Source organism: Chitinophaga sp. GbtcB8 (assembly GCF_019091455.1).
GTDB lineage: Bacteria > Bacteroidota > Bacteroidia > Chitinophagales > Chitinophagaceae > Chitinophaga.
On the sequence record NZ_JAGXJN010000043.1, the window covers coordinates 57,065 to 69,262 of the forward strand.

12 protein-coding genes are annotated in these 12,198 nt (G+C 45.1%); 8 read left to right on the forward strand and 4 right to left on the reverse strand.

Features of this window, described 5'->3' with window-relative positions; genetic code table 11:
* Nucleotides 1-32 precede the first annotated feature (32 nt).
* The 6 genes from KVT36_RS27340 to KVT36_RS27365 all read left to right on the forward strand — a co-directional run bounded on the left by KVT36_RS27340 (nt 33) and on the right by KVT36_RS27365 (nt 8,384).
* Nucleotides 33-2,219 (forward strand): alpha-galactosidase, encoded by a 2,187-nt coding sequence (locus KVT36_RS27340; RefSeq protein ID WP_217606619.1) that lies wholly within the window; start codon nt 33-35, stop codon nt 2,217-2,219.
* A gap of 3 nt (nt 2,220-2,222) precedes the next feature.
* Nucleotides 2,223-3,422: an SGNH/GDSL hydrolase family protein gene (locus tag KVT36_RS27345; protein ID WP_217606620.1), complete on the forward strand. Its 1,200-nt coding sequence runs from the start codon at nt 2,223-2,225 to the stop codon at nt 3,420-3,422.
* A 23-nt stretch (nt 3,423-3,445) separates the two neighbouring features.
* Nucleotides 3,446-4,357, forward strand: coding sequence for an AraC family transcriptional regulator (locus tag KVT36_RS27350; RefSeq protein WP_217606621.1), 912 nt, complete (start codon nt 3,446-3,448; stop codon nt 4,355-4,357).
* A gap of 74 nt (nt 4,358-4,431) precedes the next feature.
* Nucleotides 4,432-5,661, forward strand: a complete 1,230-nt coding sequence (locus tag KVT36_RS27355; protein WP_217606622.1) for an enolase C-terminal domain-like protein — start codon at nt 4,432-4,434, stop codon at nt 5,659-5,661.
* Entirely contained in the window at nt 5,658-7,304 is a 1,647-nt protein-coding gene (locus KVT36_RS27360; RefSeq protein ID WP_217606623.1) for a sodium:solute symporter, read from the forward strand. The genes KVT36_RS27355 and KVT36_RS27360 overlap by 4 nt, the downstream gene beginning before the upstream one ends.
* A 282-nt stretch (nt 7,305-7,586) precedes the next feature.
* The gene (locus KVT36_RS27365) at nt 7,587-8,384 is read left to right on the forward strand and encodes an SDR family NAD(P)-dependent oxidoreductase (RefSeq protein WP_217606624.1); all 798 of its coding nucleotides are present in this window, start codon (nt 7,587-7,589) and stop codon (nt 8,382-8,384) included.
* A gap of 72 nt (nt 8,385-8,456) precedes the next feature.
* Here the strand turns inward: KVT36_RS27365 and KVT36_RS27370 are convergent, their stop codons facing one another.
* The 3 genes from KVT36_RS27370 to KVT36_RS27380 are packed head-to-tail and all read right to left on the reverse strand — an operon-like array spanning nt 8,457 to nt 9,277.
* Complete coding sequence (locus KVT36_RS27370) at nt 8,457-8,717, reverse strand: hypothetical protein (protein ID WP_217606625.1); 261 nt, start codon at nt 8,715-8,717, stop codon at nt 8,457-8,459.
* A 51-nt stretch (nt 8,718-8,768) separates the two neighbouring features.
* On the reverse strand, nt 8,769-9,083 hold the full coding sequence (locus KVT36_RS33295) for a helix-turn-helix domain-containing protein (protein ID WP_368670053.1): 315 nt from the start codon (nt 9,081-9,083) through the stop codon (nt 8,769-8,771).
* Nucleotides 9,044-9,277 (reverse strand): helix-turn-helix transcriptional regulator, encoded by a 234-nt coding sequence (locus tag KVT36_RS27380; protein ID WP_202909367.1) that lies wholly within the window; start codon nt 9,275-9,277, stop codon nt 9,044-9,046. Before KVT36_RS27380 ends, KVT36_RS33295 begins: the two co-directional genes overlap by 40 nt.
* A 180-nt stretch (nt 9,278-9,457) precedes the next feature.
* Between KVT36_RS27380 and KVT36_RS27385 the strand changes: the two genes are divergently transcribed.
* Nucleotides 9,458-9,745: a hypothetical protein gene (locus KVT36_RS27385; protein WP_217606626.1), complete on the forward strand. Its 288-nt coding sequence runs from the start codon at nt 9,458-9,460 to the stop codon at nt 9,743-9,745.
* A 327-nt stretch (nt 9,746-10,072) separates the two neighbouring features.
* Here the strand turns inward: KVT36_RS27385 and KVT36_RS27390 are convergent, their stop codons facing one another.
* Nucleotides 10,073-10,561, reverse strand: coding sequence for a hypothetical protein (locus KVT36_RS27390; RefSeq protein ID WP_217606627.1), 489 nt, complete (start codon nt 10,559-10,561; stop codon nt 10,073-10,075).
* A 289-nt stretch (nt 10,562-10,850) separates the two neighbouring features.
* Here KVT36_RS27390 and KVT36_RS27395 point away from each other — a divergent pair, with 289 nt between their 5' ends.
* Nucleotides 10,851-11,915 (forward strand): hypothetical protein, encoded by a 1,065-nt coding sequence (locus KVT36_RS27395; RefSeq protein ID WP_217606628.1) that lies wholly within the window; start codon nt 10,851-10,853, stop codon nt 11,913-11,915.
* Nucleotides 11,916-12,198: the final 283 nt, after the last annotated feature.

Sequence of the window (12,198 nt, forward strand, 5' to 3'; positions counted from 1 at the left end):
CTTAACCAAGGATAGGAATAACCGTCAAAAACATGCAGGTAAAACATTTAGCCACGTTATTAGCGGCACCTTTTATAGTGTGCGCGGCACAGGCCCAGAACATTAACATTCCCGTTCAAACCGCGCATAATGCGCTGGTATTGCAGGTGAATAACAGCAAGGATCTGAACACTATTTATTTCGGGGAAAAGTTAGCAGATGTTAATGAGTATGACCAGGTACCGGGCGTATACAAACAGGCCGGTGATTATACCGGTTTGCTCAACTCCGCTTACACGCCATCCGGCTCCCGCAACCTGGTGGAACCTGCCATTACCGTAACGCATGCGGATGGCAATAATTCCCTGGACCTGAAATATGTAAGCCATACAGTTACCAAAACAGATGATAATGTTTCCTTACTTAGCATTGTGCTGAAAGACCCGGTGTATGATTTTGAGGTAACACTTTTTTATAAAACCTATTTTAAGGAAGATGTGGTAGAGCAGTGGAGTGCCATCCGACATAAAGAAAAAGGCAGCGTGGTGCTGCACAAATTTGCCTCTGCCAACCTGCACCTGAAAGCAGCAGATGGTTTCTGGCTTACGCAGTACCATGGCGACTGGGCCAAGGAAATGCAGCCGGAAGAATCTAAGATCACGCACGGCATCCGCACGCTGGATAGCAAGCTGGGTACCCGCGCTAACCTGTTCCAGCCATCCGTGTTCATGGTATCTATGGACAAACCGGCTACCGAAGATGCAGGGAATGTACTATACGGTGCGCTGGAATACAGCGGCAACTTCCGGGTAGACCTGGAGCTGGACCCGCAGGATAACCTGCGCATTATTGCCGGTATTAACAACTACGCATCTGACTACACGCTGCAGCCTAATGAAACATTTACCACACCAGCTTTCCTGTATACTTTTTCCGATAAGGGCAAAGGCAACGCCAGCCGCAACCTGCAGCGCTGGGCCAGGAACTATAAATTGCTGGATGGGAAAGGCAACCGCCTTACATTGCTGAACAACTGGGAATCCACCTACTTTGATTTTAATGAAAGCAAGCTGTTTGAGCTGCTGAAAGAAACCAAGTCATTAGGTGTGGACCTGTTCCTGCTGGATGATGGCTGGTTTGCCAACAAGAATGCCCGTAATGATGATCATACAGGCCTGGGCGACTGGCAGGAGAATATGACCAAGCTGCCGAACGGAATTGCCAGCCTGGTAAAAGAAGCGCAGAACGATGGTGTGAAATTCGGCATTTGGGTGGAGCCGGAAATGGTAAGCCCTAAAAGTGAGCTGTATGAAAAACATAAGGACTGGGTAGTGCGTCAGCCCAAACGTGATGAATATTATTTCCGTAACCAGCTGGAGCTGGACCTTAGCAACCCGCAGGTGCAGGACTTTGTATTTGGTATTATCGATGACCTGTTCACGAAAAATCCGCAGCTTGCCTACATTAAGTGGGACTGTAATGCGGTGATCTATAATGCGCACTCCGCCTATCTTAAAAACCAATCGCATTTTTATATTGAGTACATGCGCGGTTTATACAAAGTGCTGGAACGCATCAGGGCCAAGTATCCCAAAGTGCCTATGATGCTGTGCTCCGGTGGTGGTGGCCGGGTAGATTATGCTGCCCTGCAATACTTCACGGAGTTCTGGCCCAGTGATAATACGGACCCTATGGAGCGTATTTTCATACAATGGGAGTACTCTTATTTTTACCCGGCCATCAGCAGCTCTAACCACGTAACAGACTGGGGTAAGCAGCCGTTGAAGTTCCGCACAGATGTAGCCATGATGGGCAAGCTGGGTTTTGATATTGTAGTAAGCAAGCTGCCTGCCAATGACCTGCAATTTGTACAGGGCGCAGTGAAAACCTATAATGCGCTGAAGAGCACCATCTGGCAGGGCGACCAGTACCGTTTATCCAATCCACGGGAAAGTAATGTAGCATCCGTGTTATATGTAAATGAGCAGCAAAGCGCCGGCGTAATTTTCAATTACCTGGTAAATAACCGCTATGATGTGCATAGTGCTATGCCCATACGCCTGAAAGGTTTGAAACCGGCCGGGAAGTATAAGATCAAAGAAGTGAATGTGTATCCCGGCGCCAAATCAACCATTGACGAAAGCAAAACTTATTCAGGCGATTTCCTGATGAAAGTAGGTTTTAACCCCGATGTAAACAGTCACAGAACCAGCGTGGTGCTGCAGATAGATGAAATTTAAACCATGAAGCTATTATACCTGGCCCTGTGCCTTACCGCCGCTGTTAGCCTGCACGCGCAAGTGCGGGTAAAGGCGCCGTTGAAAAGTGAAGATTACATTATACGCAATGGAGGGCTGGATAATGTTTGGTACCGCATGCAAAAGGATAAAGAGGCGCATGTGGTGTTCCTGGGCGGCTCCATCACCAATATGAATGGCTGGCGCGACCTGGTGTGTAAATACCTGAAGGATACGTACCGCGGTACCAAATTCACTTTTCTGAATGCAGGCATTCCATCCCTGGGCAGTGTGCCGCATGCCTTCCGCTTTCAGCGGGATGTAATTGAAAAAGGGCCGGTAGACCTGTTGTTCGTGGAATCAGCTGTTAATGATCGCGGTAATGGTTACACGGAAGCACAGCAGCGCCGCGCATTGGAGGGCATTGTACGGCATATGCTGGCGGTAAATCCTAATACCAATATTGTGTTGATGGCTTTTACGGACCCGGATAAGATGGCGGATTACCATGCCGGTAAAATACCCGTAGAGGTGCAGGTGCATGCGGCCATCGCTAAAAAGTATGGCCTGCCTTTTATTAATCTTGCCAAAGAAATTACAGACCGTATAGATGCGAAGGAATTTACCTGGAAAGATGATTTTAAAGACCTGCATCCATCGCCTTTTGGGCAGAAATTATATTTCAATAGCATCAAACAGCTGCTGGATGGTGAATTTAAAAAACCGGTACCGGAGTTCATTGAAACGGTGATGCAGCAACGTTCTCCTGAAGATCCGTTTAACTATGAGGAGGGCTACTATGCGGATATTCACGATGCCACGCACCTGCAGCATTTTACTATTAATGAATCATGGCAGCCGGCAGACAGCACACCTACACGCGCAGGTTTTGTAAAAGTGCCGGTGCTGGTATCAGATACTACGGGTACTGCCTCGCTGGACTTTCCTTTCACCGGCCGTACAATAGGCATAGCCGTATTATCCGGTCCGGATGCGGGTTTCATCAAATACAGTATTGACGGTGGCATAGAGCAGGAAATAGACCTGCATACCCAATGGAGTGGAAGCCTGTACCTGCCCTGGTATTTGATACTGGGAGATGAATTAAGCAGGGAAAATCATAATTTGAGATTGCAAACAGGCGGGCCGCATCCGGGCAATACAAAGAATGTATGCCGGATAGTTTACTTCCTGGTGAATAAATAGGCCTGCCGCTGCGACAGTAGCGTATGGATAAACACAAGCGACGAGACGGATTTGAAGGGCAAAAGCTGATCAGCTTACCGGAGGCAGTGTGCCTTAACCACGCAAAGAAAAACACGGCCCTTAGCCCGGTATACCTTACCCATATCGGGTACTTTCCCAAAGCCATAGCACATTACCGGCTGCGCAAAAGCGGGTGTAAGGATAATATCCTGATCTATTGCCTGCGTGGCAAAGGCTGGTACCGCATTGGCAACCGCACTTACCAGGTAGGCCCTAACCAGTTCTTTATTATTCCTGCTACCACGCAATACATTTGTTATGGCGCAGATGAAGCCGACCCCTGGACCATTTATTGGGTGCATTTCAGCGGCCCGGATATGGCAGGGTTTAATAAGTCGCTTAACATTAATACAGACGATGGCCCGCGTGAAATACCATTAAATGAAAAAGGCCTGCAGGTGTGGGAGAACATGTATGAAAGCCTGGAAATGGGCTACAGTACAGATAATCTGAACAATGCCAACTTTTGCCTGTACCATTTTGTAGCCACTTTTTTATATCCTGATAAACATCAGCAACGTAAAAATCCCGCTGCGGAAGATCATATTACGCAAACCATTTTATACATGCGCAGCCGCCTGCATGAAAAGCTAACGGTAGAAGATATGGCAGCGACGCACAATCTGTCGGCCTCTTATTTTTCTACTTTATTCCGCAAGGCCACCGGTATGCCGCCTATTGATTATTTTATTCACCTGAAGATCCAGAAGGCCTGCCAGCTGCTGTTCCAGAACAACCTGAAGGTAAAGGATGTGGCAGAAGCCATAGGGTATGATGATCCTTACCATTTTTCCCGCCTGTTCAAAAAACACATGAACGTATCTCCGGAACAATACAAGGCTGCCAGCCGCCGGGAGGATAGTACAATCGGATAATTCATCATAATGAAAGAATAGATCATTTCGTAAGCATCGTTAACAGTTTAATTTCACCCTTGTAAGATGTAGTCATGATCAAGGATATTTTCACGTTTGATGCACGTTTTCCACTGGATGAAGGAACTGGTAGTGATGCTGTACATCGCAATCCCATTTACTCTTATGCAGTAACACAATTAAAGGATGATAGCGGGCTTACCGGTCATGGATTTGCATTCACCTTAGGTGAAGGCAATGACCTGGTATGCAAAGCAGCGCAATTCTATGCACAACAGTTAAAAGGGAAAGATATTGAGGAATTGATGCAGGATTTTGGCGCCGTGTTCCACCGTTTTGCCAATGAGCAGCAGTTCCGCTGGCTGGGCCCTCACAAAGGCATAGTTCATCTGGCGCTGGCTTCTGTAACCAATGCCTGTTATGATCTGTGGGCTAAAAAGAGAGGTGTGCCGTTATGGAAACTGTTGATCGATCTTTCGCCGGAGCAGATCGTGAATACGCTGGATCTTTCTTACCTGGAAGATGAGCTTACCAGGGAACAGGCATTACAGCTGCTGCGCAATGCAGCCCCCACAGCCCATACCCGGCAGAGTATTTTACAACAGGGCTATCCCGGTTACGATACTTCCATAGGCTGGTTCAATTATTCTGATGATAAGGTGCGGGAGAATACACGTATAGCCGTAGCAGAAGGCTTTACTGCCATGAAGCTAAAAGTAGGCTCCACCGATCCCGAAAGGGATATACGCCGCGCACATATTGTGCGGGAAGCAGCGGGTAATAAAGTAAAGGTAATGCTGGATGCTAACCAGCAATGGACACTGCCTGCGGCATTGAAAATATGCCGGGAGCTGCAATCCATGAATCCCTACTGGATAGAAGAACCCACGCACCCGGACGATGTGCTGGCGCATAAAACACTGGCAGATGCCATCGCTCCCACCAAGCTGGCGCTGGGCGAGCATGTGCCCAACCGTATTATCTTTAAGAACTACCTGCAAACAGGCTGCGCCGGTTTTATACAGGTAGATGCGGTAAGGGTAGGAGGGGTAAGCGAATTTATAACCGTTAGCCTGCTATGCCGTAAATACGGTATACCGGTAGTGCCGCATGTGGGAGATATGGGACAGCTGCACCAGCACCTGGTATTATTTAACCACATAGCTATGGATCATCCGGCACTGTTCTTAGAACATATTCCACATTTACAAAAGCACTTCGTACACCCGGTACACATCAGCAATGGTGTTTACATTACGCCGCAGGAGCCGGGCAGTAGCTGTGATCTTAAAGCATACCAATGATTAAACCGCTTGACCTTACCATTGCGGTCCTGTATGTTATAGGCATTGTAACTGTAGGATTGTGGAGTGGTATCCGGCACAGGAGAAAACACGCTAACGGTAATGCTGCGGGCGAATATTTCCTGGCGGGCAAAACACTGAAGTGGCCCATGATAGGACTGGCATTGTTTGCCACCAATATATCATGCGTGCATCTGGTAAGCCTGGCGCAAAGCGGGTTTGATACCGGTTTGCTGAACGGTAACTTTGAATGGATGGCTGCCTTTACACTGATATTACTGGCGCTGTTCTTTGCACCTTTTTACATCCGGTCCGGCGTAGCCACCTTACCGGATTTTTTGGAAAAACGCTACGACCGTGCCAGCCGGGACTGGCTGGCTATTGTATCCGTAGTATCTGCCATTATTATTCATATCGCTTTTTCTCTATTAGCAGGCGGCATTGTATTGCATACTTTGTTTGGGGTAGATATGTATACCAGCGTGATCGTTATTTCATTACTCACAGCCGTGTACACCATTGTAGGCGGATTAACCGCAGTAGTGGTAACAGAATCTGTACAAACTATTGTGCTGCTCATAGGTGCTATTATTATCAGTATGGCCGCCTGGCATAAAATGGGTGGCTGGCAGCCCATGGTGCATATCCTACAGGACGACGGTGCGTTAAATAAACTCTCTATGCTTCGTCCGCATGGCGATAGTAGCGGCATGCCCTGGTATGCCGTGTTCCTGGGTTACCCTGTATTGGGTATCTGGTACTGGTGTGCGGATCAAACTATTGTGCAGCGGGTGCTGGGCGCAAAGGACGAAGATCATGCACGGGTAGGCTCCCTGTTCTGCGGGTTTATAAAAATACTGCCGGTATTCATTTTCGTACTCCCGGGACTGTTTGCCTACACGCTTTCCAAAGCTGGCCTGCTGGACATCAGCGCATTAAAAAATGCACAGGGAGTAGTGAACAGCAAAGGTATTTACACGATAATGATCACGCAGCTGCTGCCTAGTGGTTTGATCGGTATTGTAGCAGCGGCGCTGCTGTCCGGCTTAATGAGCCAGATCTCCGGTGCGCTGAATGCCATTGCTACCTTGTGCAGCTATGATATTTATAAACGTTATTACCCGGAAGTGTCTGATCAAAAGCTGGTAAAGGTAGGCAAGATAGCTGCCGGGCTGGCGCTGGTGTTTTCATTGGCATTAATGCCATTGCTGAACAGCTACGAAAGTATTTTTAACGGGTTGAACGATGTGATTGCGCACATTGCACCGCCTATTACCTGTGTGTTCCTGTTAGGCATTTTCTGGAGCAAGGCATCCGCTGTTTCTGCCAAACTCACACTGTGGATAGGTTCTGCCATGGGCGCTATTGTATTTGCAGTAAATAAACTTTTCCCGGATACGGTGATCGGGCATATTCCTTTTATGATGATGGCCTTTTACCTGTTCTGTATTTGTGTGCTGCTGCAGGTGGTGTTTACATTTGCTTTCCCTGCGCCGCAGCCTGTGGAGGGTGCGCGGGTGCTGTACTGGCGTTCTCCGGGAGAGCCGCTGCAATCACCGGGCTGGAAGGGGATAGGGAATTATAAAGTATTGGCGGTGGGGCTGTTGGTGGTGATGGTGGTGTTGTTTTGGTGGTTTAGGTAAGCAAAGAGCAGAAAGGATAAAGCAGAAAGCCGTGGGTCGGAAGTTAATGGTAAAGCATATGACCCAAGGCCGCGCTCTAAAAGCACAAGGGAAAAATAAAAGTATAAAACTGAGCATTGGCTGCATTAAGCTTTCTGCTTTATCCTTTCGGCTTTACGCTCGTTAAGGTACAAGGGGAAAATATAAGGCATAAGGCCAGTACATCGCTGCATTAAGCTTTTTGCTTTATGCTTTATGCTTTCAGCTTTCCGCTCATTTAGAAATTTATTAATCATTCGAATTATGTTGTTAGCAAATAAAGTGATCTTTTTAACCGGTGGCTCCATGGGGATCGGGTATGAGTGTGCCCGCAAGTATGCGGAGGCAGGAGCTAAGGTAGTAGTAATAGCTAATGAGGTATCCTCACTGGATGCCACCGTCAAAGAATTAGGTAATGAGCATTTAGGTATATTATGTGATGTGTCTAAGCCTGCTGAAGTAAAAGACGCTATAGCACAAACCCTGCGCCGTTATGGCAAAATGGATGCTATTCATAACAATGCCGGTATTGCCGCGCCATCCAAACCGCTACACCTGACCACAGACGATGAATGGGAGCTGTTATTTGAAGTGAACCTGAAAGGCATTTATTATACCACTAAATATGGGCTGGATGCACTGATCGCAACCCGCGGCTGTATCCTTAATACCAGCAGCCTGGTAGGGGAAATAGGGCAGGAGAACCATGCGGCTTATACTGCTACCAAAGGGGCTGTGAATAGCTTAACAAAGTCTATGGCCTTAGATTATGCACCTTATCATATCCGGGTGAATGCATTGGCTCCTGCTGCCGTATGGACGCCTATGCTGCGGAAGTGGAACAGTGAGCAGGAAGATGAGGCATCTATGGAAGAATACCTTCGGAATATTCATCCGCTGGGTTATTGCCCGGAGGGAGATGTGATCGCAGATGCGGGGGTGTTTTTGTTATCGGAGAAGGCAAGGTTTATTACCGGGTGTATTTTGCAGGTGAGTGGTGGGGCGGAACTAGGGTATAGGAGTTTGATGAATGGGGGGAGGAAGGTGTATAGGGAGGAGTAGAGGAGATTATTGTTGCTCCTTAACCTTTGTTTAGATATTTTAGAAACCATTGGGGGAATTCCGAACCTTAGATTATGGAAAATGGAACTTTGTTCGAATTATATCTCTTTCGGTTGGTGTTAATTCACGAATAACACTAAAATCACGAGCAGAAGTTGATAGTATCCCTACCAGCAATATGCGGCCATCAGCATATTCGAGATAGCATTGCGTACTTGGAAGATCGTTAGAGATGATCATGAAAGGCAGCCCTTTGTCAAACTTTGCTTTACGAAGTTTTTTAACAGCGTTGTTGCCTTTTCTTTGGAGTATTTTTAATTCAGCTGATTGCATGCTCAATGACATTTACTCGTTCTGAATAAGAATTATGTAATAAGATACAATTTATTTATTCTTCATAGTAAAAAGCTCATTTAACTCCACACCCAAGGCAGCAGCTAATTTAACGAGTTTTATAAAGGTGAGGTTAACCTGTCCGCTTTCAATTCTGCTGAGATCACCAGCATCTATACCTGTCCTGGTTTCCATATCAACCTGAGTAAGTCCTTTTAATTTCCGAAGGGCTTTTATGTTGTCGCCTAATGTTAATAGTATGTCTTTCGATTCTTCCACAGAGGTAAAGCGATGAAAAATGTTTGCAGAAAAGTTGTCCTTTTGTGTTATAACGGCTTTTCCGGCAGAAAATCTTTTGGGGAACACTTAAATACTTTAGCTAATTCATTTAAATGCCGGATCGAGTATTTAGCATTGCGGGTAGTAGATTCGATATCCCCTATAAAGCCCTCAGATTGATCCAGCAGGGCTGCTAATGCAGCTTGGGATAGATTTGCTTCCTGCCTCATCTTCTTTACTTTGTCAATTACATATTGTTCGATAGGTGTAATGCCTGCCATAATCAGTTTTTGGCAAAGCAATACTGTAATGATAAAAAAAACACTCGTGAATAACGAGTATTTCAAATAATTACCTTATCTTTGTATAGAACATGTAGATAAAATGAAGGGCGCTTAGACATAAAAATAATTGTGACTAGCCTTTATCATTCATTTGTCAACCCATAAAACATTCTTTTTATGCAAGCAAAATCACAACCTACAGCTGTTTCCCCCGACCCGCAGGCTCCTTTGCTTATAACCCTGTATAGCAGAATTTATGAGCTGCATGAAAACTTTAACGGATTTGTGAGAAGTGAATGTAACTGGACGCCGCATTGGTATGATTTCTATCTGCAGCATCCTGAAAAATGCCCTGCTGAAGATCTGGAAATGATCGTTAAAATAGCCAGTGATCTTGCCCGTGACTTACAGGTTTTAACGGCTCGTTGCAAACAAACATTGGAGAACTGTAAAGCGATTAATTAATAATTTCTACAGTAGGCTGGGCGTAGAGAGGTAAAAGTTCCATCTGACTTATCCGGATCAATGAATTGCTTTAAAGCACTCCGCAAAAGCCTTCCGGATATACAACATTCCCGTTACAAGGGGAATCATTCCATTTACTAAGGGCCCAATTGCTAGTCCTTATCAGCAATTTTCTGTTAACCATACTCATTTGAGGGGCTTTGAACCACAAAATTGCTATCACGTACCCCCAATTTCCTATAAAAGAACAGCAAATTGCAGTTGTTATACTCCGTTCCCAGAGCTTAGAACCGCAATTTGCTGTCAGTTTACTGTATTAAGCCGGTATTATACCTCTGTTTCTGGCTTAGGAGCCGTTCTTGCGATGGTCCGTCCCGGAAAACGTTGCTTCAGATCATTAACGATGCTTTGCGTACCCTGTACGCCCGCATCGGCTGCCCGCTTTGCGGAGTTATAAAATACCAGTGCGGCGCTGTAACTCTCGTTACCGGCTACTATCATGGTATCATCAATAGCTTCCATCAGACTTTTTAATGGCTGCTGGATCTTAGTAAGCGATTTTACCAGTTCCATATCTTTTTTAAATTCTACTACTTGCAGATAAGGCGGCACCAGGTGCGGATTAGTTTCTGCATAACCCAGCGCTTTGTCCACAAACGGAAGGGATTTATCGCCCATGCGGGCATAGATCCGTTTTTCGTCAGGGCTTAATTTTAACAGAAAGGGCAACTGGGTTTTAATGGTGGTAATAGCCTGTTGGATAGCATCCATCGCAGTGGGGTCTACTGCAACCGAAATAAGGTTGTCATTCGGCATGATAGGTTGATTTTAGTAATTAACAGATATGATTATCAAAATGAAAATAAAGTGGAATTAAGGATTGGCAATTGTTCATTTTGTTCAGTTTAGATAGAATGTGAATCAGATGTTAATTTGCTATATAGGTTGTTTACAATAAAATGGATTATTCACGTGGTTCTCATAGAAGGAGTTGCACAACAGAGAAAATATTTGTTTATATTTAATAGCCGCAGTACTTAATAAATAGCGATGTCTTTTAGCATAAGTCACTGTATCATTTGTTTTCACAAAGTAGACTTTGCTCATGGCTTCAAAAAACAACTTCCGTGAAACTGGTTTTTCTGACTACATAAAAAAGCTCTTGGAATTGCTATTTGATGAAGTGACAGCCGAACCAAAGTTAGCTTTGTTTGATGGGCTTCCTGTTCCAGATTTTATATTACGAAAGGGAGAGTTAATAGTGATTTCCGAGGTGAAATTTTACCGCAGCCGTACAGTTCCTTTCTCCATGCTTTCAAGAGCGGCTGAGAAACTTCGATTTGCTGGAAATCTAACTGGGTTTAATGTTATACTAATTGTTTCATCTTTGGTAAATGCCTTCGAGAAAAAAAGGTTGAGTGAAATGGGGGTTGTGGTCTGGGACCGAAGTAACATTGCAAATTTTCTGGCCGCTTTAGGTCGAGAGGATATCCTTGAGGAACTGGGACAGTCTTTAATGGCCGCACAACAGGGAACAGACATATCATTGCCATACGAAGATGTTGACCCTATGACGGATACTAATCCGTTGAGCTATTTCGTAATTCAATCGCAAACTGAAATCCCACCTATTGAAAAGGTTGGTGCCAAGTGTATTTCAGAATTAAAAGCGATTCCTTTAGGAAGGGACGGTTGGGCCACATATGAACGGAAATGTATTCAGATATTACAATACCTTTTCGAAGATGATCTTTCGATATGGGATAAACAGAGCCGTACAGATGATGGACTATCGAGGTTTGATCTTGTTTGCAGAATTAGGTCTGCTGACGATTTCTGGCGTACACTAGTCGAATCATTTAGCTCCAGATATGTTTTATTTGAGATGAAGAATTACTCCGACCCGATTCCGGCCGGGCAGATTTATACGACCGAGCGATATCTGTATCCGAAAGCACTTAGAGGTACTGCCATAATTGTTACGCGGAATGGAGCTGAATCAGGTGCAATAACGGCAACAAAAGGAGCGCTGCGAGAAAATGGAAAACTCATCCTCATAATTAATCAAGAAGATCTTGAAATCATGTTAACAAAGAAAGACGCCGGAGATTCGCCCAACGACCACCTTTCAAATAAGTTAGATGATCATTTGATTTCTTTATCCCGCTAGCCCTCGTAATAGGACCATTGGAGAAAGGAGTATAAGCAAAAAGAAACCCGGAAGTTTGGCAAGCCAGGGACAACCGGGAACTATAAGGTAAATATAGCATATATTTTAGAAAATGATAAATAGAACGTGAGCTATTTAAATAAGATATAGAGATTTCAAAGCAATAATGTTTATTGATCGACTGGGGAGATATCTTTCTACGATGACGAGACTATTACAAAAAGTGTGTCAGTAAAAAGTTGATTAACTTTAAACTGACCATATGGAAAAGCAAAACTTTGAT